The organism is Pseudonocardia sp. NPDC049154, assembly GCF_040648315.1.
Taxonomy (GTDB): Bacteria; Actinomycetota; Actinomycetes; order Mycobacteriales; family Pseudonocardiaceae; genus Pseudonocardia.
On sequence record NZ_JBEZDN010000018.1, the window covers coordinates 13,219 to 35,583 of the forward strand.

At 72.9% G+C, this 22,365-nt stretch carries 24 protein-coding genes, 1 tRNA gene and 2 pseudogenes; 15 read left to right on the top strand and 12 right to left on the bottom strand.

What is annotated here, in order from left to right:
• Window positions 1–275: 275 nt before the first annotated feature.
• Window positions 276–623, bottom strand: coding sequence for a nuclear transport factor 2 family protein (locus AB0B41_RS12260; RefSeq protein ID WP_358202022.1), 348 nt, complete (start codon window positions 621–623; stop codon window positions 276–278).
• 585 nt (window positions 624–1,208) lie between these two features.
• Here AB0B41_RS12260 and AB0B41_RS12265 point away from each other — a divergent pair.
• A pseudogene (locus tag AB0B41_RS12265) lies at window positions 1,209–1,363 on the top strand (FAD-dependent oxidoreductase); the annotation flags it as partial.
• 326 nt (window positions 1,364–1,689) lie between these two features.
• On the opposite strand, the gene AB0B41_RS12270 reads toward AB0B41_RS12265, so the two are convergent.
• Window positions 1,690–1,762 (bottom strand) — tRNA-Lys (locus tag AB0B41_RS12270).
• 81 nt (window positions 1,763–1,843) lie between these two features.
• Window positions 1,844–2,068, bottom strand: a complete 225-nt coding sequence (locus AB0B41_RS12275; protein ID WP_358202024.1) for a hypothetical protein — start codon at window positions 2,066–2,068, stop codon at window positions 1,844–1,846.
• A 117-nt stretch (window positions 2,069–2,185) separates the two neighbouring features.
• On the opposite strand from AB0B41_RS12275, the gene dusB reads away from it, so the two are divergent.
• From dusB to phoU (AB0B41_RS12305), 6 genes are all read left to right on the top strand, one after another.
• Complete coding sequence (gene dusB, locus AB0B41_RS12280) at window positions 2,186–3,346, top strand: tRNA dihydrouridine synthase DusB (RefSeq protein ID WP_358202026.1); 1,161 nt, start codon at window positions 2,186–2,188, stop codon at window positions 3,344–3,346.
• 136 nt (window positions 3,347–3,482) lie between these two features.
• Window positions 3,483–4,316 carry a GGDEF domain-containing protein gene (locus AB0B41_RS12285; protein ID WP_358202028.1) on the top strand — a complete coding sequence of 278 codons (834 nt, stop codon included), beginning with the start codon at window positions 3,483–3,485 and terminating at the stop codon, window positions 4,314–4,316.
• A 1,174-nt stretch (window positions 4,317–5,490) separates the two neighbouring features.
• Window positions 5,491–7,050 carry an LCP family protein gene (locus AB0B41_RS12290; protein ID WP_358202031.1) on the top strand — a complete coding sequence of 520 codons (1,560 nt, stop codon included), beginning with the start codon at window positions 5,491–5,493 and terminating at the stop codon, window positions 7,048–7,050.
• Window positions 7,051–7,125: 75 nt separating this feature from the next.
• Window positions 7,126–7,782: a phosphate signaling complex protein PhoU gene (phoU, locus tag AB0B41_RS12295; protein ID WP_358202033.1), complete on the top strand. Its 657-nt coding sequence runs from the start codon at window positions 7,126–7,128 to the stop codon at window positions 7,780–7,782.
• A gap of 49 nt (window positions 7,783–7,831) precedes the next feature.
• Window positions 7,832–8,041, top strand: a complete 210-nt coding sequence (locus AB0B41_RS12300; RefSeq protein ID WP_358202036.1) for a dodecin — start codon at window positions 7,832–7,834, stop codon at window positions 8,039–8,041.
• A gap of 73 nt (window positions 8,042–8,114) precedes the next feature.
• Window positions 8,115–8,774, top strand: coding sequence for a phosphate signaling complex protein PhoU (gene phoU, locus AB0B41_RS12305; protein ID WP_358202038.1), 660 nt, complete (start codon window positions 8,115–8,117; stop codon window positions 8,772–8,774).
• Between the two features lie 68 nt (window positions 8,775–8,842).
• Here the strand turns inward: phoU (AB0B41_RS12305) and pstB are convergent, their stop codons facing one another.
• The 6 genes from pstB to AB0B41_RS12335 all read right to left on the bottom strand — a co-directional run bounded on the left by pstB (window position 8,843) and on the right by AB0B41_RS12335 (window position 14,839).
• Window positions 8,843–9,622, bottom strand: coding sequence for a phosphate ABC transporter ATP-binding protein PstB (pstB, locus tag AB0B41_RS12310; RefSeq protein WP_358202040.1), 780 nt, complete (start codon window positions 9,620–9,622; stop codon window positions 8,843–8,845).
• Window positions 9,623–9,636: 14 nt separating this feature from the next.
• Window positions 9,637–10,665 carry a phosphate ABC transporter permease PstA gene (pstA, locus tag AB0B41_RS12315; RefSeq protein WP_358202157.1) on the bottom strand — a complete coding sequence of 343 codons (1,029 nt, stop codon included), beginning with the start codon at window positions 10,663–10,665 and terminating at the stop codon, window positions 9,637–9,639.
• Between the two features lie 77 nt (window positions 10,666–10,742).
• Complete coding sequence (pstC, locus tag AB0B41_RS12320) at window positions 10,743–11,699, bottom strand: phosphate ABC transporter permease subunit PstC (protein ID WP_358202042.1); 957 nt, start codon at window positions 11,697–11,699, stop codon at window positions 10,743–10,745.
• An 89-nt stretch (window positions 11,700–11,788) separates the two neighbouring features.
• On the bottom strand, window positions 11,789–12,886 hold the full coding sequence (gene pstS / locus AB0B41_RS12325) for a phosphate ABC transporter substrate-binding protein PstS (protein ID WP_358202159.1): 1,098 nt from the start codon (window positions 12,884–12,886) through the stop codon (window positions 11,789–11,791).
• A gap of 249 nt (window positions 12,887–13,135) precedes the next feature.
• Window positions 13,136–14,020, bottom strand: coding sequence for a mycothiol synthase (gene mshD, locus AB0B41_RS12330; RefSeq protein ID WP_358202044.1), 885 nt, complete (start codon window positions 14,018–14,020; stop codon window positions 13,136–13,138).
• Window positions 14,021–14,068: 48 nt separating this feature from the next.
• Window positions 14,069–14,839 (bottom strand): response regulator transcription factor, encoded by a 771-nt coding sequence (locus AB0B41_RS12335; protein WP_358202046.1) that lies wholly within the window; start codon window positions 14,837–14,839, stop codon window positions 14,069–14,071.
• Between the two features lie 376 nt (window positions 14,840–15,215).
• Here AB0B41_RS12335 and AB0B41_RS12340 point away from each other — a divergent pair, with 376 nt between their 5' ends.
• From AB0B41_RS12340 to AB0B41_RS12365, 6 genes are all read left to right on the top strand, one after another.
• Window positions 15,216–16,004, top strand: coding sequence for a DUF2993 domain-containing protein (locus AB0B41_RS12340; RefSeq protein ID WP_358202048.1), 789 nt, complete (start codon window positions 15,216–15,218; stop codon window positions 16,002–16,004).
• 40 nt (window positions 16,005–16,044) lie between these two features.
• Window positions 16,045–16,482: a thioredoxin family protein gene (locus tag AB0B41_RS12345; protein ID WP_358202050.1), complete on the top strand. Its 438-nt coding sequence runs from the start codon at window positions 16,045–16,047 to the stop codon at window positions 16,480–16,482.
• 62 nt (window positions 16,483–16,544) lie between these two features.
• The gene (locus AB0B41_RS12350) at window positions 16,545–16,619 is read left to right on the top strand and encodes an Ms5788A family Cys-rich leader peptide (protein ID WP_358202161.1); all 75 of its coding nucleotides are present in this window, start codon (window positions 16,545–16,547) and stop codon (window positions 16,617–16,619) included.
• A 38-nt stretch (window positions 16,620–16,657) separates the two neighbouring features.
• Window positions 16,658–17,119: a DUF4395 domain-containing protein gene (locus AB0B41_RS12355; RefSeq protein WP_358202052.1), complete on the top strand. Its 462-nt coding sequence runs from the start codon at window positions 16,658–16,660 to the stop codon at window positions 17,117–17,119.
• A gap of 47 nt (window positions 17,120–17,166) precedes the next feature.
• Window positions 17,167–18,003: a sulfurtransferase gene (locus AB0B41_RS12360; RefSeq protein WP_358202054.1), complete on the top strand. Its 837-nt coding sequence runs from the start codon at window positions 17,167–17,169 to the stop codon at window positions 18,001–18,003.
• A 3-nt stretch (window positions 18,004–18,006) separates the two neighbouring features.
• The gene (locus tag AB0B41_RS12365) at window positions 18,007–18,306 is read left to right on the top strand and encodes a DUF1416 domain-containing protein (RefSeq protein ID WP_358202056.1); all 300 of its coding nucleotides are present in this window, start codon (window positions 18,007–18,009) and stop codon (window positions 18,304–18,306) included.
• 103 nt (window positions 18,307–18,409) lie between these two features.
• On the opposite strand, the gene AB0B41_RS12370 is transcribed toward AB0B41_RS12365, so the two are convergent.
• Entirely contained in the window at window positions 18,410–19,747 is a 1,338-nt protein-coding gene (locus AB0B41_RS12370; RefSeq protein WP_358202057.1) for a chloride channel protein, read from the bottom strand.
• A 77-nt stretch (window positions 19,748–19,824) separates the two neighbouring features.
• Window positions 19,825–20,268 carry a DUF1622 domain-containing protein gene (locus AB0B41_RS12375; protein ID WP_358202059.1) on the bottom strand — a complete coding sequence of 148 codons (444 nt, stop codon included), beginning with the start codon at window positions 20,266–20,268 and terminating at the stop codon, window positions 19,825–19,827.
• A gap of 95 nt (window positions 20,269–20,363) precedes the next feature.
• On the opposite strand from AB0B41_RS12375, the gene AB0B41_RS12380 reads away from it, so the two are divergent.
• Both AB0B41_RS12380 and AB0B41_RS12385 read left to right on the top strand, forming a co-directional pair.
• Complete coding sequence (locus AB0B41_RS12380; protein WP_156067801.1) at window positions 20,364–20,522, top strand: hypothetical protein; 159 nt, start codon at window positions 20,364–20,366, stop codon at window positions 20,520–20,522.
• Complete coding sequence (locus AB0B41_RS12385; protein ID WP_358202062.1) at window positions 20,519–21,148, top strand: FABP family protein; 630 nt, start codon at window positions 20,519–20,521, stop codon at window positions 21,146–21,148. The genes AB0B41_RS12380 and AB0B41_RS12385 overlap by 4 nt, the downstream gene beginning before the upstream one ends.
• Window positions 21,149–21,910: 762 nt before the next feature.
• Here AB0B41_RS12385 and AB0B41_RS12390 read toward each other — a convergent pair.
• Window positions 21,911–22,024: pseudogene (locus AB0B41_RS12390) on the bottom strand (hypothetical protein); the annotation flags it as partial.
• Window positions 22,025–22,365 lie beyond the last annotated feature (341 nt).

Sequence of the window (22,365 nt, forward strand, 5' to 3'; positions counted from 1 at the left end):
GCAGTGTGGGTGGGCATGTCGCCCGCGGACCCCGTCCCCTCCTTACCTGCCTGCCGACATCGCCGGGTGCAGCGGGGAGCGTGAGCACAGCGTCAGCCCACGGCTCGCGCCGCGGCGCGCACCCCGCGATCGCGGGTCGACGGCCGCCCCGCCCGATCGACCCGTCGGCCCCAGCCGCCACGTGTGCAGGACGTCCGCGACTTCGACCCCAGGAGCGCCTCACGACGCGGGCCGACCTCCTGCCGACGCGCCCCTGTGCCGCGCGGTAGCGCGGCCTACTTCCTCGTCTCCAGCGTGTACCGCACGGTCTGCGCACGGATCCCTTCGTCGGTGAAGACAAACGTATCGATACCGTCGCTCACCCGCGCCGACTCCGAGACCGCCTTCCACTCGATAAACAGGACATCCCCTTCGAAGATCTGTGTCGGAACATCCCATTCCGCGTTCGGTAGGTCGGCGAGCAGCTGGCCGAACGCCGTGCGTACACCATCCTTGCCGCGCCACACACCACGCGGAGTGATGAAGACGGAGTCGTCGGTGTAGTCAGCCACGATCTCGTCAAGATCCCCCGCGACCAGCGCACCGGCATGGTGCTCGAAGATCTCTTTTGGTGTCCGCGTCATCTCATCCTCCTGCCGTGCGTCCGCCGCCAGCAGCTCGGCCTGCCGTCTTCGCCAAGCCGCGCACCCCAGACTGGACCAGTCAAGTGACCGTGGCAACCAACACCTATACCCGGTCTGACCTACGGACGGAAGCCTTCTTCCCCCACCCGCTATGCAGAACTTTTTGCTCTTCGATCCGTGCGCTCCAGATCGATTTGCGTCGACATCGGCAACAGGGCAGAGGATCCATGACAGATGCCGATTCAGGCCTTGGCTCACGGCACCTCGCTGAGGTTGTCGTCGACCTCCTGCAGGTAAGACTGCTCGAATCCGAAGAGGCCGAAGCGGCTGACGAGCGAGTGCAGTAGCCGGAGCTCGCCGTTCGGGACCAAGGCTCGCTCCGACAACGCGTTCCTGAACGAGAAAGAACATCCTGGTCGATCGGCGCGACGAACATCTTGGCCAATATCTCGCCGAGTACGGGCGGGACCCGTCGCACAGACCGTCCTCGCGGGCGGCCAGCCGGCGACGGGGTCCTGGACGAGTGCAGCCGGCGTGCTTGCTGCCCACCTTGACTGGCCGCGGTTCTGCTTGGGTGTGTGGGTGGTGCGGGTACTCGTGTCCGACGCGAGCGGCGCGGGACCGGTGCTGACCTACTGGCTGCACCGCTACGGCTTCGAGGTGACGGTGGTCGAGCAGGCCCCTGCGCTGCGCCACGCCAGCGGGTCGCCGCGGACCTGTTCCGGCCGGCCCTGGAGATCATCGCCGCCCTCGTCGGAGCCGAGAGCCTGGTCCCAGACACGGGTGAGGCCAGGGCCCGGCCGGTGGGTCTGATCGAGGAGTCGGTTAACACGCCGTCGGCGTCTCGAAAGGTCTGTGCGTCGACTGGCTCCTTCGCGAGCTCGTACTCACTGAGCTCAGCCCCGCGTAGGACGAATCAGGGCCATCGACGTGCAGCCACGACCCACGCAACCAACCAAGACACAACGTCGAACGAGCCGTGCAACCTACAGCGGCCGCTCGAACTCGCAGTCATTACAGGATTGCACTACGCCCCTGATCCTACATATCAGCAGTTCAGACGGGGTGGGCCCCCAGGGGATCGAACCCTGAACCCGCGGATTAAAAGTCCGCTGCTCTGCCGATTGAGCTAGAGGCCCTGGCCGGACCCCAGGCTGCTGCCCAGGTCGACCGCGGCACGAGCCTACTGGACCACGGCCCCACCTGGCCGGGTCGAGCCGTCAGGCGCGGTCTGCCTTGCGCGTCACGCTGACGACCAGCCCGAGCGGGAGCCGGGTCAGCGCGGCGATCTCGGCGAACGACAGCCCCATCCGGTCGCGGAGCTCGCGCAGGATCCGCTCGGACACCTTCAGGTCTACGTACGGATCCATGCGCGCCTCGTAGACGAAGGTCGCGGCCTCCATCAGCTCGGGGATCGTGAGATCCCGCTTGAGGAGGAGACGCAACCTGTCGACCTGCGTGTGTGGCCTTCCTCGGTCGGCGAGGGTTCGACCCTAGCGAGCGGCGAGGCCGACCGGTGCCTGCTCCACCCCGCATGTCGACGACGTGGACAATGGGATCCCGTGACACTGCTGGGCACCCCCGAGAGCACCGCCCGCCCGGTGCTGCCGCCGTTGCGCATCGGCCGCCACGAGGTGGCGACGCCGGTCGTGCTGGCGCCCATGGCGGGCATCACGAACCCGGGGTTCCGGCGGCTGTGCCGCGAGCAGGGGGCGGGCTTCTACGTCTGCGAGATGATCACCTCGCGCGGGTTGGTCGAGAAGAACCCGCTGACCTTCCGCATGATCGCGTTCGACCCGGACGAGCAGCCGCGCTCCATGCAGCTCTACGGCGTGGACCCGGCGGCGATGGGGCAGGCCGTGCGGATGATCGTCGAGCGCGATCTCGCCGACCACATCGACATGAACTTCGGCTGCCCGGTCCCGAAGGTCACGCGACGCGGCGGCGGCGCGGCGCTGCCGTTCAAGCGGCGGCTGTTCGAGCGGATCGTGAAGGCGGCCGTCGACAACGCCGGCGCCCTGCCCGTGACCGTCAAGATGCGGATCGGCATCGACGACGGGCACCACACCTACCTCGAGGCCGGGCGGATCGCGGCCGACGCCGGGGCCGCGGCCGTCGCGCTGCACGCCCGGACCGCGGCGCAGCGCTACTCGGGGCACGCCGACTGGTCGGCGATCTCGCGCCTGCGTGACCACCTGCCGGCCGGGCTCCCCGTGCTGGGCAACGGCGACATCTTCAGCGCCGACGACGCGCTCGCCATGGTCCGCGAGACCGGGTGCGACGGCGTCGTCGTCGGGCGGGGGTGCCTCGGCAGGCCGTGGCTGTTCGGCGACCTCGAGGCCGCCTTCGCCGGGCGCCCTCTGCCCACCCCGCCGAACCTGCGGCAGGTCGCGGCCACGTTGCGCCGGCACGCCGTGCTGCTGTGCGAGCACATGGGTGATCACAAGGGCATCCGGGACGTCCGCAAGCACATCGCCTGGTACCTCAAGGGCTTCGCGGTCGGCGGCGGCCTGCGGCGCAGCCTCGGCATGGTCGAGAGCATCGACCAGCTCGACGAGCTCCTCGCGCAGCTCGACCTCGACCAGGAGTTCCCCGCCGACGCCGAGGGCCCGCGCGGGCGGCAGGGCTCGCCGGGCAAGGTCGTCCTGCCCGAGCACTGGCTCGACGACGCCGACGACCCCTCCGTGCCCTTCGGCGCGGAGCTGGAGCACTCCGGCGGGTGACCTCGCGCGCCGACGCCCTGTGGATCACCTTTCGCCCGGACGGGTGGAGTGGGACGCGAACGGGTAGGAACGTCCCGTCCGTCTCAAGAACCACACGCGTCACGACGACGATAGGGGCAGCAGGGGGGTGATCGCGATGGACGGCAGGGCGACGGTGCGGACGTTGGTGCACGACGCGCCGACGATCACGGACACCCCGCCGGCGTCCCCGCGCAACCGCGCGGCCCTGCACACCGCCGCCGCCGAGCGCCTCGCCGCCGAGGGCGCCTGGGAGCAGGCCTACGGCCACCTCCACGCGGCGCTGCGCCTCCTGCACGGCGACGAGCCCCTGCCCGACGCCCACGACGAGCTCGACCGCCTCCGCCGCGAGCACGCCGAGGCCCGCGAGCAGAGCCGCCGGGACAGCCTCACCGCGAGCTACAACCGCCGCTACCTCGACGAGCGGCTCGCCGCCCTGCTGGCCGACCTCGACGGCACCCCCTTCCGGACCACCGGGCTCTGCCTCGCGCTGGTCGACATCGACCACTTCAAGCTGGTCAACGACACCCACGGGCACCTGTTCGGCGACCGCGTCCTGCAGCGCATGGTGACCGAGCTCGACGCCGCGCTGCCCGACGGCGGCTTCTGCGCCCGCTACGGCGGCGAGGAGTTCGCCCTGGTCCTCCCCGGCCGCGACCTGGCCCAGGCGGTGGAGATCAGCGAACAGGCGCGGGACCGCATCGCGCGGCACGACTGGTCGGACCTGCACCCCGACCTGCGGGTCACCGTGAGCATCGGGGTGGCGCACGCCGCGGGGCGGATCGCCGAGGTCGAGCGCCTGATCGGCGAGGCCGACATGCTCCTCTACACGGCCAAGGAGGCGGGCCGCAACGCCGTGGCCTACCGGACCGCGCGCGGCGGCCGGGTGCGGCTCGCCGGGCCGGCCGGGGCGCGCCGGTCCATACCCCAGCCGGTTCGCACGACCGGCTGACCCTCCGCCGGTCGGAGCATTGCGGCTCCGTAAACTCGACGGCCGGGGCGGACACTGCCGGTGACGGCTACTCCGCCCTTCCCGCTGTCGGTGGGCCGGAGGTGACGTGCAGGACGAGGACGACCGGCGGTCGCGGGGTTCCCGCGCGGGCCGGCGTGCCCGGGGGGACGGGCCTCCCCCTGCGGACGACGTCCTCGCCCGGCTCGGGATCCGCGCCACCGAAGGACCCGATCCCGCCGCGTCGGTGGAGCAGGACGACACGCCCCGGCGCGAGCGCCGCGCCCCCGGAGGACCGGGGTCCGACGGGTACGCCCCCGCCTCGACGAACGGCCGACCGCGGAACGGCACGGCCCCGAGCCCGTCCTGGCCCGAGCAGGCCGGCGGGTACGGGCAGGCCGGACGCCGGGCCGCCGACGACCGGACCGGCTACGGCCCGGCCGGGCGGGACCGGGACGGCTACGGACGCAGCGGCACAGGACAGGGCGGTCCGGCACACCACGGCGGTGATCCGAGCACTCCCGGGCCGAACGGCTTCGGCCGGAACGGCACAGGACAGGGCGGGTACGGGCCGCCCGCCTCGCAGAACACCGCCACACCGTATGCGCAGAACGCCGGGACGAACGGCACCGGGCAGAACGGGTTCGGGCAGAACGGCGCCGCCCGGAACACCCCTGGGCAGGAGGGGGGCCACGGCCGCCCGCGCGGCGGTCGAGGTGACGGCGGACCGACCGGTCCCGCGGCACCGGCGGTCGGGAACCCCGGCGACCACCGGCCGGAGTTCCCAGTCCGACCAGGCCCGTCGAGCGCCGACCCGCGGAGCGCGGCCCCGCGCCGCCCCGACGCCTCCGACGCCGCAGCGACGACGGGGATCCGCCCAGGCGGGCCGCGCCGCCCTTCCGACCCCGCGGCGAGCACCGTCGGTCTCCCGACCGGGCCTGCCGGTGCACCGCCCCGCGGCCCGAACGGTGTGCCCGCCGTCGGCCGCGCGCCGGCGCAGGACCCGGCACCTCAGAAGAGCGCTGCGCGCCGACCCGGCGCCGCGGCACCCCCGCAGCCGGGCGAGGCGACGACCGCCTCCCCCACCACCCGCCTCCGCGCCCGCACGGGCTCCCCGGACACCCCCGGTCGCGCCCTGCGCACCCCCCGCGGCGACGACACCGCGCTCGTTCCCCCTGTGGGAGACGAGGCCGCAGACGACGGCGACGCCCTCGCCGACCGCACCCGCGCGATCGACGCGAGCCTCACGCGCCTGACCGCCGCCCACGCCGGCGTCAGCCTCGACGAGGACGAGGAGCACGACGAGGAGGAGGCCCCCCGCTCCCGTCGCGCCGACCGGCGGGCCACCACGGACACCCCGCCGAAGGCGCCGTCCCGCCTGGCCCTGGCCGGCCGGATCACCGCGGCCGCGCTGGCCGTCCTGACGTTCCTCGGCGTCGCGCTGAGCTGGGGCGCCACCCGCTGGATGGACTCGACGATCCGCTCGGTCGCCGCGCTCGACCCCGAGTCCGGGGTGATCGACGCCGCGGGCCAGTCCGGCGACGACAACGTCCTGGTCCTCGGCACCGCCTCCGGCAGCTCGGGCACCCCGGCGGCCACGGGCGAGCGGACGGACACGTTGATGCTCGCGCACGTCGCGGCGGACGGGGACCGGGTCGTCGGCGTCTCCTTCCCGATGGACCTGGAGATCAACCGGCCGCCCTGCCCGCGCTGGGACCCCGCGGCCGCCACCTACCTCGACGAGACCGTCCCCGCCGAGACCCGCACCGCGCTGTCGTCGGCCTACACGGTGGGCGGGCCGCGGTGCCTGGTCCGCACCGTCCAGCAGCTCACGGGCATGTCCGTGACGCGGTTCGTCGCGCTGGACCTGCCCGGCATCGCCGGCATGGTCGACGCGATCGGCGGCGTCGACGTGTGCGTCGGGCAGCCCGTCGAGGACCGCACGCTCGGCACGGTGGTCCCGCAGGCCGGCCCCACCCGGCTCGACGGCGCGCAGGCCGTCCGGTTCGCCGAGGCGGCCGCGGTGCCGAGCGATCCCTCCCCCGCGCTGGGCCAGCTGCAACGCCAGCAACAGCTGCTCGCGGCCACCTTCCGCGAGGCCCTGTCCGCCTCGACCCTGCTCTCCCCGAGCACGACCCGGGACTTCGCCGCCGCCCTGGGCCGCAGCATGCTGGCCGACGACGTCGGCGTCCACGAGATGGTCCGGTTGACCTCCGCGCTCGACCGACCGTCCGCGGACGGCGTGACCTTCCTGCCGCTGCCCGTCTCGGCCGTGCCGAACACCCGCGGCAACCTGGAGCTGCGCGACACCGAGTCCTCCCGGCTGTTCTCCGCGCTGCGGAAGGGTCAGCCGCTCCCCACCACCACGACGCCGGTGGCGTCGGCCGAGGGCCCGAAGCCCTCCGATGTCACGGTCAACGTGGTCAACGCGGCCGCCCGCGACGGGCTGGGCCGCCAGGTCGGCGACGCGCTGCGGTCGCTCGGGTTCGGCGTGGGCGAGGTCGGCAACGCCGCACAGCCCTCCGCCGAGACGGTCCTGCGCTTCTCCCCCGACCGGGCCGACGCCGCCGAGCTGCTCCGCGAGGTCGTCCCCGGCGCCCGGCTCGTCCAGGATCCGGGCCGCACGGGCACCCTCCAGCTGGTGCTCGGCACCTCGTTCGACGGCACCGTCCGGGCGCCCGTGACCGACGCGGCCGCCCCGGCGGCGCAGGTCGCCCCGACCGCCTCTTGCGGCTGACGGCGACCCCGAGCGTTCATCGCCGGTTCACGTCCTGCTGCTGTGCACCGGATCGCACCCCTTTACCCTCGGACCATGCGCGACGCCTACACGGACCAGCTCGACGAGCTCGCCGACGCCCTCGCGGTGATGTGCGAGGGCGTCGCGGAGGCGATGGCGAAGGCGACCCGCGCACTCCTCGAGGCGGACCTGCGGCTCGCCGAGGAGGTGATCGACGAGGACATCCGGATCGACGAGATCAGGCACTCGGCCGAGGAGAAGGCCTTCGCGCTGCTCGTGCTGCAGGCACCGGTCGCGACGGACCTGCGGATCGTCGTCTCCGCCATCCATGGCGCCGGGGACATCGAGCGGATGGGTGACCTGGCGCTGCACGTGGCGCAGGCCGCGCGGCGCCGCCACCCCCAGCCGGTGCTGCCCGACGAGATCGCCCCGTACTTCGCCGAGATGGGCCGGGTCGGCGTCGCGCTGGCCCGCAAGGCCGGCGCGGTGATCCGCAGCCGTGACCTCACGGCGGCCGCCGAGCTCGAGTCGGACGACGACGCGATGGACGACCTGCACAAGCACATGTTCACGGTGCTGATGGACCGGAACTGGGACCACGGCGTGGAGGCGGCGGTCGACGTCACGCTGCTCGCCCGGTTCTACGAGCGTTACGCGGACCACGCCGTCGCCGTGGCACGGCGGATCGTCTACGTCGTCACCGGGCAGATGCCGGGACCGCTCGCCGTCTGAGCGCCGTTCCGACGTTTGGGCTACCCGCCGGTCGGGATACACCCGGTGCATGTCCGATCACGTGTACCGCGTCACCGAGATCGTCGGCACCTCGCCCGACAGCGTCGACGCCGCGATCCGCAACGGTGTCAGCCGCGCCAGCGAGACGCTCCGCCAGCTGGACTGGTTCGAAGTCACGCAGATCCGCGGGAACCTGCGGGAAGGTCACGTGGAGTACTTCCAGGTCGGGCTCAAGGTGGGCTTCCGCCTCGACCCGTAGCGGACCCCGCCGTTCATCGACCGTTCATTCGGACCCGGCCATGAGCGTCCGTGCGGTTTCCTAGGCTGGCCCGGTGCCCCGAGAGACGCTGGACGGCAACACCGCGCGGCTGCAGTCGCTGCTCGGCGAGATGGGCGACGCCGTCGTGTCCGCCTTCCGGGCGGCCTGCGCCGCGCTGCTCGACCGGCACCCCCGCCTCGCCGAGCGCGTGATCGAGGGCGACCCGGCCATCGACGACCTGCGCGCGCGGATCGAGGTCCTCGCGACCGAGACCATCACCATCTTCGCGCCGGTCGGTCCGGACATGCGGGTGGTCGTGGCCGCCATCCAGTCCGCTCACGAGCTCGAGCGGGTCGGTGACCTCGCCCGGCACATCGCGGAGGCGGCGCACCGGCGGGACCCGCTGCCGGCCGTGCCGGACGTCGCCCGCGAGCTCGTCGTGGAGCTCAGCGCCCAGGTCACCGCGATGGTGGCCAAGGCGGTCACGGTGCTGCGGACCCGCAACGTCCTCCTCGCCCTCGAGCTCGAGTCCGACGACGACCGGGTCGACGCCCTGCACCGCGACCTGTTCACCCTGATGTTCGGCGAGCGCTGGACCTGCGGCATCCCCGCCGCCGTCGACCTCACGCTGCTCGCCCGCTTCTACGAGCGCATCGCCGACCACGCCGTGGCCCTGGCCGAGCGCACCGTCTACGTCGTGACCGGGCACCACCCCGAGGCCCTGCAGATCTAGGAGCCCCGAGAACGCCGAACGCCGGCGGCATCGCGCACCGCCGGCGTCCGTTCCCGCAGGTCCCCGGCTCAGCCGAACCGGCCGGAGACGTAGTCCTCGGTCGCCTTCTGCTTCGGCTGCGAGAAGATCGTCTTGGTCTCGTCCATCTCGACGAGCTTGCCGGGCTTGCCGGTGCCCTCGATGTTGAAGAAGCCCGTGAAGTCGCTGACCCGCGCCGCCTGCTGCATGTTGTGGGTCACGATGACGATCGTGTAGTCCGTCTTCAGCTCGTTGATCAGGTCCTCGATCGCGAGCGTGGAGATCGGGTCGAGCGCCGAGCAGGGCTCGTCCATGAGCAGCACATCGGGCTGCACCGCGATCGCGCGGGCGATGCACAGCCGCTGCTGCTGGCCGCCGGAGAGGCCGGAGCCGGGCTTGTCGAGCCGGTCCTTGACCTCGTTCCAGAGGTTGGCCCCACGCAGGGAGCGCTCGACGAGATCGTCGGTGGCCTTCTTGCCCGCACGCTTGTTGTTCAGGCGCTGGCCGGCGATCACGTTCTCGTAGATCGACATCGTCGGGAACGGGTTGGGACGTTGGAAGACCATGCCGATCTGACGGCGCACGCTGACGGGGTCGACGCCGTGACCGTAGAGGTCACGACCGTCGAGCTCGAGCTTGCCCTCGACCCGGGCGCCCGGGATGACCTCGTGCATCCGGTTGATCGACCGCAGGAATGTCGACTTGCCGCAGCCGGACGGCCCGATCAGGGCCGTGACCGTCTTCGGCTTGATCTCCATGTCGACGCCCTCGACGGCGAGGAACGAGCCGTAGTAGATGTTCAGGTTCTTGGCGGTGACGGCTTTGCTCACGTCGGATCCTCGCCTTATCGGGTCTTGGGGGCGAACAGCTTGGCGACGAGGCGCGCCAGCAGGTTGAGGACGAGCACGATGATGATCAGCACCAGGGCGGAGGTCCACGCACGGTCGATGAAGGGCTCGCGGGGCACGCCAGGGGCCGCGTAGGAGTTGTACGCGAACACCGGCAGCGTGGTCATGCGGCCGCTGAACGGATTGAGGTTCACCCCGGTCGTCAGGCCGGCAATGATCAGCAGAGGCGCCGTCTCGCCGATGACGCGTGCGATCGCGAGGGTCACGCCGGAGGCGATGCCGGCGATCGACGTCGGGATGACGACCTTGACGATCGTGCGCCACTTCGGCGTCCCGAGCGCGTAGGCGGCCTCGCGCAGCTCGTTCGGGACGATCTTGAGCATCTCCTCGGTGGAGCGCACGACGACGGGAGTCATCAAGATCGACAGGGCGACCGCGCCGCCGAAGCCGATACGGATGCCCGGGCCGGCGAAGAGCGCGAAGAAGGCGAAGGCGAACAGGCCCGCAACGATCGACGGGATACCCGTCATGACGTCGACGAAGAAGGTGATGGCCCGAGCCAGCCGACCCTTGCCGTACTCCACCAGGTAGACGGCGGTCAGGATGCCGATCGGGATGGACATCAGGGCGGCCAGCGCCGTGATGATCAAAGTGCCCATGATCGCGTGGTAGCCGCCGCCGCCCTCGCCGACGACGCCGCGCATCGAGTTGGTGAAGAACGCCGCGTCGAAGCGGGCCAGCCCGTTCTGGATCACGGTGACGACCACCGAGATCAGCGGAATCAGAGCGATCAGGAACGCGACGGTGACCACGATGGTGACGACGCGGTCGGTGGCTTTGCGGCCGCCCTCGACGACGCGCGAGATCACGTACGTGGCGACGGCGAAGAGGATCGCCCCCAGCACCAGGGTGAGCCCGATGCCGAAGTTGCCGGTGGCGGCGAGGATGCCCCCGACCACGACCAGCGAGGCGGCGAGAATGCCCCACGGCGCCCAGCGGGGGAGCTCGCCGTGCACGAGCGGCATCGGGACGACGGCCTGCTCGGCGAGCTCGCTGTCCGTCCAAGCGTGGTCGGTGTCGGTGCGAGTGTCGCTGCTGGTCATCAGTTCGCCCCCGAGAACTCGCGCCGCCGGTTGATGATCCAGCGCGCGATAGAGTTGACGAGCAGGGTGATCACGAAGAGCACCAGGCCGGACGCGATCAGAGTGTTCACCGCGACGCCGGTCGAGTCGGGGAACTGCAGGGCGATGTTCGCCGCGATCGACGACGGGTTGCTCGAGCTGATCAGGTTGAAGGTGACGATGCCCGAGCCCGACAGGATGATCGCGACGGCCATCGTCTCGCCGAGCGCGCGGCCGAGGCCGAGCATTGCCCCTGAGATGATGCCGGAGCGCCCGAACGGCAGAACGGCCATGCGGATCATCTCCCAGCGCGTGGCGCCGAGGGCCAGGGCGGCCTCTTCGTGCAGCTTCGGCGTCTGCAGGAAGACCTCGCGGGAGACAGCAGTGATGATCGGCAGGATCATCACCGCGAGCGTGACGCCCACAACGAGCATTGTGCGACCGGTGGCCGACACCGGCCCGGCGAAGAGCGGGATCCACCCGAGGTAGCCCTGCAGCCAGGTCATGAACGGCAGCGCGGCGGGCGCGAGGACGGCAACGCCCCACAGGCCGTAGACGATGCTGGGCACCGCGGCGAGCAGGTCGACCACGTAACCGAGCCCCTGGGCGAGGCGGCGCGGTGCGTAGTGGGTGATGAAGAGGGCGACGGCGACAGCCAGCGGTGTCGCGATCACCAGCGCGATCAGCGCGGACAGCAGCGTGCCGAAGACGAGCGGGCCGATGTACACGGCGAGGTTGCGGCCGCCCGGCAGCTCCTCGGGAGAGGCGGTGAACGCCGGGATCGCCTGGGCGATCAGGAACACCGCCACGCCGGCGAGCACGATCAGGATCAGGACGCCGGCGCCCGTGGCGGACCCGGCGAAGATCCGGTCGCCGAGTTGACGGACGGGCTTGGTCGACGGGGTCGCCGTCGTGGGGGTCGTGGTTGGGGCGCTCACGGCGTCCTCTCTGCGTACGGGGTGGGCGGCACCGGACGGGGCCGGGCGGTCGCTGCGCGACCACCCGGCCCCGCCGGCTCACGTGCTCATCAGGCGATGGAGCTGACCGCCGGCGTGATCTGCTGGCTGATCGTGTCGGTCAGCGGAGCCGAGCCGGCCGCCTGCTGCGCCGCCTGCTGCCCCTCCGGGCTGACCACGTAGCTCAGGTACGCCTTGACCAGCCCCGACTTGGCGGCGTCCGTGTACTTGCTGCACGCGATCGCGTACGAGACGAGCGAGATCGGGTAGGCGCTCGAGTCGGTCACGGTGCGGTTGAGCTTGTAGGCGAAGGCGTTCGGCCCGCCGTCCGAGACACGCTCGGAGGACTCGAGGAGCTTGGCCGCCCCGGCCGGGGTCGGGCCGACGTACTGGTCGCCGACCTTGATCTTCGCCTGGCCGAGGCCCTGAGCCTGGCTCTCGTCCGCGTAGCCGATCGTGCCCTGGCCCGCCTTGACGGCGCCGACGACACCCGACGTGCCCTGCGCGGCCTCGCCGCCCTGGACCGGCCAGCTGTCGCTGACGTCGTACGGCCATTCGGCACCGGCCGTTGCCTTCAGGTAGTCGGCGAAGTTCTGGGTGGTCCCGGACTTGTCCGACCGGTTGACCGGCGCGATCGCGGTCGACGGCAGGTTCGCGCCCGGGTTGTCCGCGGCGATGGCCGGGTCGTTCCACGTGGTGATCTTCTTGTCGAAGATCTTCGCCAGGGTCGACGGCGAAAGCTGCAGGTTGTCGACACCCGGCAGGTTGTAGACCACCGCGATCGGCGAGACGTAGACGGGGACCTCGACGATGTCGCCGCCGCACCGCTCCTGCGCCTTGCTCAGCTCGTCGCCCTTGATGTAGGCGTCGCTGCCCGCCCAGTCCACGCCCCCGGCGATGAACTGGGTGCGGCCCGCGCCCGAACCGCTCGGGTCGTAGTTGACGGTGGCGTCGGGGTTGCTGCCGGTGAAGCCCGCGACCCAGGCCTGGGTGGCGGCCTGCTGGGTGCTCGCGCCGGCGCCGGAGATCGTGCCCGACACGTTCGCCGAGGGAGCGGTGGACGAGCTGCCGGCCGACGAGCCCTCGTTGGCCGCGCCGCAGCCCGCGAGCACGATGGCTCCGCCGGCCACCAGTCCGACCGCGGCGATCCGGCCGCGCTTCGGGCGCATGGTCTTCACTGCTGGTTCCTCCGTGTTCGGGTAGCCGGCTCGGAACCGGCCGCACACGCGGCCCGGGAGGGCCGCACGGCGAGGAACGCTAAGTGCGCCCGGTGGACGCTCGACCCACTGCGGATGAACGGCGGATGAACACGTAACCCGAACGGCACGGCCTTCATCGCGCGCCCGACCGCGCGTGACCAGCCCGTGATCTGCGGCGTGAGCGGCCACACGGACCGGTGACGACCGGCTAGCGCCGGATCACGAGGAGTACATGACGTCCGAGGTGTGAACGGCGAAGCCGAGCTTCTCGTAGACGCGCACGGCCGGCGCGTTGTCCGCCTCGACGTAGAGCAGCACGGTGTCGAGCCCGCGCCCGGCCAGGTGGTGCAGGCCGGCCAGGGTCAGCACGCGGCCCAGGCCGCGGCCGTGCGCGGCGGGGTCGACACCGAGGACGTAGACCTCGCCCATGGACGGCTCGGTCGCCGTCGGCGGGTGCACCTTGGTCCAGTGGTAGCCGAGCAGCGTGCCGGCACCGTCGACGGCGAGCAGGAAGCCCTCCGGGTCGAACCAGTCCTCGGCCTCGCGCTCGCGGACCTGCTCGACCGCCCAGCCGCCCTGCTCCGGGTGCCAGTCGAAGGCGGCGTTGTTGACGCGCAGGAACTCGGCCTCGTCCTCGCCCACCACGAAGGGGCGGATCGTGACGCCCTCGGGCACGGTCAGCGTGGGCAACGGACCGGCGTCGGGGGTGCGGCGCATCTGCCACAGCACCCGGGCTCGTTCCAGGCGGTGGGACTGCGCGAGGGCCGCGGCCGCCGGGAGGTCGCCGTGGGCCCAGACGTCGATCTTCGGGGCTCGGCCGGTCAGCCCGGCGAGCAGCGCGGCCCCGAGCCCGCGGCGGCGGTGGTCGGGGTGCACGGCCAGCTCGGCCGAGGTGCCGTCGAGCTGGGCGTACCCGAGAACGGCCCCGTCGGTGCCGTCCGCCACGAGGTGCGTGACGCCCTCGCGGGGCCCGCCACGCAGGTTGAGCAGGAACTGCTCGGAGAAGGGTTCGCGCCCGTCGGCCCGCTCGGCCGCCTCGGCCAGGGCGCGGACACCGGCCGTGGTGGCGGGGTCGATCTCGGACAGGACCCGGACGGCGCTCACCGGGACGACCCTACCCGCGGGCCGACCCGGTGAGCCGTGATCGGTCGATCAGTGCATCTGGTGCAGGCCACGGAAGGCGGCTCGGTCGCCGTCGTCGTCCGTGTCGGTGTCGCTCTCCTCGGGGATCCCGCCGGCCGGCACGCCCAGCCCGGCACGGCCGGGGCGGACGAACTTGTAGCCGACGTTGCGCACGGTGCCGATCATCTGCTCGTGCTCGGGGCCGAGCTTCGCGCGCAGCCGCCGCACGTGGACGTCGACGGTGCGGGTGCCACCGAAGAAGTCGTAGCCCCAGACCTCCTGCAGCAGCTGGGCCCGGGTGAACACCCGGCCCGCGTGCTGCGCGAGGTACTTGAGCAGCTCGAACTCCTTGTACGTCAGCTCGAGCAGGCGCCCGCGCAGCCGCGCCGCGTAGGTCGCCTCGTCGATCACCAGCTCGCCCAGCACCAGCGCGCCGCCCGCGCTCGCGGAGTCCGCGCCCGGACGGGACTTCAGCAGCCGCAGCCGCGCGTCGACCTCCGCGGGTCCCGCGGACGGGAGCAGGATCTCGTCGACCACCCACTCACCGGAGACGGCCACGAGTCCGCCTTCGTTGAGCACGGCGATGACGGGCACGTCCGTGCCGGTGCTGCCGAGCAGCCGGCAGAGGCTCCGCGCGGCGACCAGGTCGGACCGTGCGTCGACGAGGACCGCGTCGTGGGGCCCGGCGTCGAGCAGCGCGGCCACCTCGGGCGCCGCCGTCCGGACGCCGTGCGGGAGCAGGGTCAGCGCGGGGAGCACCGAACCGGGATCCGTGTCCGCTGTCAGCAGTAGCAGTTCCACTGCTGCCTCCTCTCCACCGGAGAATGACGGTGGACGCCACGCCCGGCGTCCTCGTTCGGGTCACGGTGGGCGACGCCGACCTACCGTTCCGCACCGCGCGACCCGGCGGGTCCGTCACGCGGATCGGTCAAGAATAGACAAGCGGTTGCCGCGGACACGAGTTCCGCGAGGCAGCTCACCCCGTTCGACGAGCCCGTGCGCTGCAGAAATACCTGTGCGTGACGATTTCCCTCGGATGGAGCCCGCTGCGGTTTCGGGCGCGTTACGCAGACGTCAGGGCACTGTTACGGATGCCGGGTGGCGGGCCCGCCGTACGGGCCGGCGCCGGGGGTCTCTAGGTTGGGCCCGCGCGACGTGTGGGAGCCGGAGGTCGAGAGTGAAACGCCTGATCGTCGCGGTGCTGGTGCTCGCCGGGGTACTGGTCGCCGCGGACTACGCCGCGGCCGCGGCCGCGGAGTCGGTGGTGTCCCGCGAGCTGCGGGACCGGCTCGGCCTGGCCGACGACCCCTCGGTGCGGATCAACGGGTTCCCCTTCCTCACCCAGGCGGTCTCGGGCGAGTACCGCTCGGTCGAGGTCCGCGCGGACCGGCTCCAGGTCGGCGATCTGCACAACGTGCAGCTGCGCGCCGACCTGCGGGACGTCGAGGCGCCGCTGTCCGGCCTGCTCGGCGGCGGCACGCCCGGCCTGCGGGTGACCACGGCCGAGGGCGCGGCCCGCGTCGGCGCGGACGACCTGCAGCGGATGCTCCCGGGCGTCGAGCGGTTCAGCCTCGGCAACGTCGACGCCAACGCGATCGCCGACGTCGTCGACGAGGGCGGCGACCCGACCATGCGCCAGCTCGACCCGGACTCCGTCGCGCGGCTCTCCGGCACCGTGACGATCGCCGGCGAGGAGTACCAGCCCGTCGTGCTCGCCGAGCTGCAGGTGGCCGACGGGGTCATGCGGATCGTGCCGCGGGACGTCCGCGGCAGCGACGGCGACCCGCTGCCCGACGCGATCACCGAGCTCGTGCGACAGACCTTCGCGCTGCGCATCGACCCGGGCGGCCTGCCCTTCGGCGTGGTGCCCACGAAGCTCCAGGCCCGCGACGGCACGCTGGAGATCTCCGGCGAGGCGCGCGACGTCGTCGTCGGGGCCCTCCCCGGATCGGGTGCCACGGGCTGACCCGGGAACATCGCGCCGGCCGGCCGGGTTGGCCCGGGACATGAGCGGCACGGGACTCGTGGTCCTGATCGCGGCGCTGGTGGTGGGCACCGCGCTGGGGCTGGTCCTGCGCGCCCGCAACGGCCGGGTGCGGACCCCGTCCGGCTCCGGCTCGCCGGACGGCTGGGCCCTCACCGGATCCGCCCCCGAGGGTGCGGAGCAGGTGCTCCTGCTGCAGCTCTCGTCACCGGTCTGCACCCCCTGCCGGCAGACGGCGGGCGTGCTCGGCGAGCTGGCCGCGGGCGAGCCCGGTGTGCGGCACGTCGAGATCGACGTCGCCGACCGGCCGGACGTGGCCCGCGCGCTGTCCGTGATGCGGACCCCCACCACGATCGGCTTCGACCGCACCGGTCGTGAGCTGCTGCGGGTGTCCGGCGTGCCCCGTCGCGCGGAGCTCGACGCGGCGCTGGCCCCCGAGCTGCGCGGACGTCCGGCGTGACGGGCGTCCATCTTCCGGGACGCCGCTCCCGCCGACCGGACCTTTCGGTTACCCTCGCTGCCGTGAACTGGCCGCTGACCCGACGCCGCGCAGTCGATCTGTGCCGCGTGGCCGGCTGCCTGTGTCGGCCCTCCTGACCCCGACCCCTTCGTCGAGAACCCTCAGGAGTTCCCCCATGTCCGCACCGGACGGGTCCGGCGCGCCCGCGCGCTCGGCCGACCCGCCCCTGGACCCGCGCGGCGTGCGGTTCGCCGCCGGACTGACCACCGTCGTCCTGGCGCTGGTCCTCGTCAGCGGCAGCGGCTGGCTCGCCGCCGCGCAGGCGCTGGTGTTCGCGCTGGGCGCGTTCGCCGGCATGCGGTTCGCGCCCTACGGCGTGCTCTACCGGCTGGCGGTCGCCCCTCGCCTGGGCCCGCCCGCCGAGCGTGAGGAGGCGGCCCCCGTCCGCTTCTCCCAGACCGTCGGCTTCGTCTTCGCCGCGGTCGGCGCGCTCGGTTACCTCTCCGGGCTGACCGTGCTCGGGATCGTCGCCACCGCGTTCGCGCTGGTGGCGGCCTTCCTCAACGCGGCCTTCGGCTTCTGCCTGGGCTGCGAGATGTACGGCCTGCTCGCACGGGCGCGCGCCGCACGCGCCTGACCCACGTTCGTTCACCACCGACACCGACACACAGGAGTGACATCACCATGAGCCGCGAGGACGTCCTGGTCACCGCCGACTGGGCGGAGAAGAACCTGGGCACCGAGGGCGTCGTGTTCCTCGAGGTCGACGAGGACACCACCGCCTACGACGGCGGCCACCTCCCGGGTGCCGTCAAGATCAACTGGACGACCGAGCTGCAGGACCCGGTCCGGCGCGACATCGTGTCGCAGGAGCAGTTCGCCGAGCTGCTGTCGAGCAAGGGCGTCGCGAACGACGACCTGGTGGTCCTCTACGGCGGCAACAACAACTGGTTCGCCGCGTACGCGTACTGGGAGTTCAAGCTCTACGGGCACGAGAAGGTCGTGCTGCTCGACGGCGGCCGCAAGAAGTGGGAGCTCGACGGCCGCACGCTGACCACGGACGTGCCGGAGCGCAGCGGCACCACCTACACCGCCAAGGCGGCCGACTCCTCGATCCGCGCCCTGCGCGACGAGGTCGTCGCGGCGATCGGGACCAAGAACCTGGTCGACGTCCGCTCGCCCGACGAGTTCTCCGGCAAGATCCTCGCCCCGGCCCACCTGCCGCAGGAGCAGTCGCAGCGGCCGGGCCACATCCCGTCGGCGATCAACATCCCGTGGTCGAAGGCGGCCAACGAGGACGGCACCTTCAAGTCGGACGAGGAGCTCACCGCCCTCTACGGCGAGGCGGGCTTCGACGCCGGCAAGTCGACCATCGCCTACTGCCGCATCGGCGAGCGTTCCAGCCACACGTGGTTCGTGCTGCGCGAGCTGCTGGGGCACTCGGACGTCAAGAACTACGACGGCAGCTGGACCGAGTACGGCTCGCTCATCGGCGTGCCGATCGAGCTGGGGAGCAAGTGACCTATGTGTGGAGCACCTGACCAGGCGGCGCAGCTGCCCGCCGGTACCGACCTGACCAAGGAGACCGTCCTGGCCGGGCGCGTCGTGTCCGGCGACAAGCCGGTCGGCGGCGCGTTCGTGCGGCTGCTCGACGGGACCGGCGAGTTCACGGCGGAGGTCGTGTCCTCGGCCTCCGGCGACTTCCGGTTCTTCGCCGCGCCCGGCACCTGGACCGTCCGGGCGCTGTCCCGCAGCGGCAACGGCGAGGCCACGCTCTCGCCGGAGGCGCCGGGCCTGCACCGCACGGAGATCGCCGTCGCCTGACGGCCGCGGAGCCCGCGCCGCCCCGGTCACCCTCGTGGTGGCCGGGGCGGTGTGCTGTGCGGCCCCGCTCCGCGAGTCGCGCTGTGGCCCTCGTGGGTCGCGGTCAGACCGTCGGGGCCGCGGGGGCGAGGCGGGCGGCCGTCACGTGCGCGACGACGACCGCGACGATGACCAGCGGCATCACGGCCAGCCCGTCGGCGCCGAGCAGCAGCGTCGCCAGCAGCACCGAGGTGATCGGCAGCCGCAGCATCACCACGGACATGGCGCCGATGCCGATGGCCGCCCCGGCCACGAGCGGCAGCCCGGGCAGGTGCGACAGCAGCACACCGCCCGCCGCCCCGATGAACAGCGCCGGGAAGATCGGCCCGCCGCGGAACGTCGCGAGGCACAGCGCGTAGGTCAGCACCTTGGCCACGAGCACGATCACCAGCGACGGCACCGCCCACCCCGCGCTGCCGAGCAACAGCGGTCCCAGGGCCTCCTGCCCGGAGAACAGCACGAACGACACGTCGTGCCCGCTCAGGACCGCCGCCAGCACCGCCAGCCCGGCCACGACCACCCCGACCACCGGGCCCGCCACGACGATGCGGGGCTCGACCTGCCGGCGCACCACCGCCGTCAACCGGTGGATCACGACGCCGACCAGCGCCGCCAGCAGACCCGCCAGCACCGCCCACCCGAACTCCACGATGTCGGTCCTGCCGAACGCCGGGAGGCCGGGCAGGGTCAGCGACGCCGTGCCGAGCCCGGTCAGCGAGTCGAGCCCGAGGAAGATCAGCGAGCCGATCCCGGCCGCGAGCAGGCCGGGCAGCAGGATCACGCCGAGCGCCGCACCCGCGGCCAGCGACGCCTCCATCAGCAGGAAGGCGCCCAGGATCGGCGAGCCCAGCAGGGCACTGATCGCCGCGAAACTGCCGGTCGCGGCGAGCACGGCCGCCGTCCGTCCGTCGGCGCCCCTGCGGACCGCGTGCAGGGCCAGCACGCCGAGGCCGCCGCCCAGGGCGATCAACGGCGCCTCGGGCCCCAGCACGACCCCGAGCCCGAGCCCGGCGAGCGCGGCCAGCAGGATCCCGGGCAGGTCGCGCGGGACGGGCACCGCGCCGGTGTGGAAGCCGTCGGCGGGCGAGTGCCCGCCACGTCCGGGCAGGTAGCGGATGACGGCCCCGACGGCGAGGCCCGCGACGGCGAGGAGCGGGAAGGGCCACCACAGCGGCGTGGCGGAGAAGCCCAGGACCCGTGGCAGGTCGGTGTACGTCCACTCCTGGAGCCCGGAGACCAGCTGGAGGAAGAAGTACGCGGCCGCCGAGATCGGCGCGCCGACGATCGCCGCGAGGAGCAGCAGCCGGGTGTAGCCGGCCGAGCGCAGGACGTCCTCGGGGGACTGCGGTGCCGCGGTGCCCGTCCTCGTCCCGGCCCTCGCGGCCTCGTCCGCCTGGGCCATCACCGGTCTCCTGTCGTCGCGCCGGTCGTCCACCCTCGCGTCCGGGAGCACGGGCGGCACCGCCCGGAGCGGGTGACTCAGCCGCGCGCGCCGTCCGCCCGGTCACGGGCCCGCCCGGCCGCGGCGGCCATGCGCTCCGGGCCGCTCACCAGGGCCCGCCGCCACGGCGGGACGCCGTCGATCTCGATCTCCAGCGAGAAGCTCAGGAACGTGCGGATCACGACGATCAGGCCGAGGATCCCGACGTTCTGCAGGGTCGGCTCGACCGCGATCGTGCGCAGCAGGTCCGCGGCGACCAGGACCTCGATCGCGAGCAGCAGTGTGCCGCCGAAGGTCTCGCGCAAGGTCTGGTACCCGTCGCGGCCGCGCCGGGTGGCGAGCCACACCCGGGCCGACAGCACGACCGACCAGACCAGGCCGATCACCAGCACGGCGGCGCCGAGGACCTCGAAGGCCACCGCCGCACCGTCCATCAGCCGGACGACCGGGGTCGTCGCCGGCTCGGCCGCGAGCCCACCCATTCCGCCCTCCCGCCCGCAGCGTGGTCCGTACGGAGGCGCGCCGCCCTCACCCGGGTCGGGCGAACGGGGGGTCGGCGGGACTATGCTCGCCCGCCGTGCACTGGTTCTTCACCGTGCTGCTGATCGCGGCGAGCGCCGGCACGGTCGCCTTCACCGGCTTCCTGCTGCGGCGCCTCTTCACGACGGCGCCCGACGCCGCCGCCGCGCTCGCGGCCCGGCCGACAGAGGAAGTCCCGGAGGAGCCCTCCGCATGACGCAGCCCGACGGCAACGACGTCCCCACCACGATCACCGGCCCCGTCAACGCCGCGCCGGACTCACCGCAGCGCAACCGCCCGCAGTGGGACGACCTGCCGGTCCCCGACGACACCGCCAACCTCCGGCAGGGCCCGGACCTGCACGAGCAGTGCGTCGGCCTGCTCCCGCTGATCGGTGTGTGGCGCGGGACCGGCGAGGTCGTCTACCCGACCATCGACGGGCCGTTCCACTTCGGCCAGCAGCTCGTGTTCGCCCACGACGGCCGCCCGTTCGTCTCGTACGAGGCCCGGGCCTGGCTGCTCGACGAGGACGGGAAGGTCATCCGGCCCGCCGCGCGCGAGACCGGGTTCTGGCGCCCGCAGCCCGACGGCTCGCTCGAGGTCCTCATCGCCCACGCCACCGGGATCATCGAGGCCTGGTACGGCGAGAAGGGTGATCTGCGCTCCTGGCAGATCGAGACCGACGCGGTGGTGCGCACCCCGTCCGCCAAGGACGTCGTCGCGGCCAAGCGGCTCTACGGCCTGGTCAACCAGGGCGACCTCGCCTACGTCGACGAGCGGGCGATGGAGGGGCAGCCGATGCAGCCGCACATGTCCGCCCTACTGCACCGGGTGGTGGGCTGAGGGCGCTGGGCTGCCCGGCGATCGGGGCGGTCGCGGCGGTCGCGGCGGTCGCGGCGGTCGCGGCCGTCGCGGCGGTGATCGTTCCTAGTGTGACGCCGGCGCGAGACGGTAGGGCGCTGGAGTCACACCGGCAACGATCACGAGTGATCGTTTCGACAGGCACACCACCGTTGGCGCAGCAGCGGTGGAGTCGCACTCGGAGCGATCTTGCGGTGGGTGATCGTTCCGGCGGTCACGTCAGCGCGGCCCGACCAGCGCTCCTGTCCCGCTCGGAGTGATCGTGTGGGGCGGGCGGCTCAGGAGCGGCGCGGCTGGTTCAGCATGCGGTCGACCTCGGCGCGGTCGAGGCCGGCGAGCTTCGCGACCTGGTCCGGGCCGAGGCCGGCGGCAGCCAGCCGGCGGACGACGGCGCCGAGCTCGTCGCGGCGGGTACGCATCTCCTCCGCGAGCCGGCTGAGCTCCTCCTGCTGGCTCTGCAGCTCGACCGTCGCGCCGACCGCGCGCACCGGGTCGTCGAGCAGCACGGCGAGGAGCCGGTCGCGGGCGTCGCCGCGACGGGGATCGACCACGCCGTTCGGCTGGGCGGCGCGGGCCCGTGCGGCCAGGGCGTGCTGGACGGCCGCGGCGACGGTCCGGCTGGACCCCGCCTCCTCCGGCCCCGGCTGCTCGATGCCCGGCTGCTCGGCACTGAGGGGTTCGAGCCCGCCCGGCTGCTCGGCGCTCATCGGCTCGGGCCCGCCCTGCCTCGCAGTTTCCTGCTGGTCAGCGGCCTGCGATCCGGAGTTCGGCCCGTTCCCCGCCGCTTCCGCCTGTGCAGCGCGGTCGGCCGAGGTCTGCTCGGGCGAGGTCTGCTCGGGCGAGGTCTGCTCGGGCGAGGTCTGCTCGGGCGAGGTCTGCTCGGGCGAGGTCTGCTCGGCGGTCCCGGTCCCGGTCCCGCCCTCGGTCGCCGCCTCGTCTGCGGACCGGTCGGGCGCCGGGGCATCAGGGCCGGTGGCGGCCGCGCTCACCACCGGCGCGGTGCTCTGCGGCGGCTCCGCGGTGTCCGTGGACGCTGCATCCCGAGTCGTGGGACCGGCCTCGCTGTGTGCGACCGCGGCCGGGTCGCCGCTCGCGGGCGAGGGATCGGCGGCCGTAGGGGCAGCGATGTGCCGGCCTGGCGGGTCGGCGGCCGCCTTCTCGCCGCCCCGCCCCTGACGACCGAGTGCGGCGGCCCCGAG

Bases quoted from the DNA above. Each gene is read 5' to 3' on its own strand.
- AB0B41_RS12260 (WP_358202022.1), bottom strand. From the start codon at position 623: ATGACGCGGACACCAAAAGAGATCTTCGAGCACCATGCCGGTGCGCTG.
- AB0B41_RS12285 (WP_358202028.1), top strand. From the start codon at position 3,483: ATGGACGGCAGGGCGACGGTGCGGACGTTGGTGCACGACGCGCCGACG.
- phoU (WP_358202033.1), top strand. From the start codon at position 7,126: ATGCGCGACGCCTACACGGACCAGCTCGACGAGCTCGCCGACGCCCTC.
- AB0B41_RS12300 (WP_358202036.1), top strand. From the start codon at position 7,832: ATGTCCGATCACGTGTACCGCGTCACCGAGATCGTCGGCACCTCGCCC.
- pstA (WP_358202157.1), bottom strand. From the start codon at position 10,665: ATGCCGCTCGTGCACGGCGAGCTCCCCCGCTGGGCGCCGTGGGGCATT.
- pstS (WP_358202159.1), bottom strand. From the start codon at position 12,886: ATGCGCCCGAAGCGCGGCCGGATCGCCGCGGTCGGACTGGTGGCCGGC.
- AB0B41_RS12345 (WP_358202050.1), top strand. From the start codon at position 16,045: ATGAGCGGCACGGGACTCGTGGTCCTGATCGCGGCGCTGGTGGTGGGC.
- AB0B41_RS12355 (WP_358202052.1), top strand. From the start codon at position 16,658: ATGTCCGCACCGGACGGGTCCGGCGCGCCCGCGCGCTCGGCCGACCCG.
- AB0B41_RS12360 (WP_358202054.1), top strand. From the start codon at position 17,167: ATGAGCCGCGAGGACGTCCTGGTCACCGCCGACTGGGCGGAGAAGAAC.
- AB0B41_RS12365 (WP_358202056.1), top strand. From the start codon at position 18,007: ATGTGTGGAGCACCTGACCAGGCGGCGCAGCTGCCCGCCGGTACCGAC.
- AB0B41_RS12370 (WP_358202057.1), bottom strand. From the start codon at position 19,747: ATGGCCCAGGCGGACGAGGCCGCGAGGGCCGGGACGAGGACGGGCACC.
- AB0B41_RS12375 (WP_358202059.1), bottom strand. From the start codon at position 20,268: ATGGGTGGGCTCGCGGCCGAGCCGGCGACGACCCCGGTCGTCCGGCTG.
- AB0B41_RS12385 (WP_358202062.1), top strand. From the start codon at position 20,519: ATGACGCAGCCCGACGGCAACGACGTCCCCACCACGATCACCGGCCCC.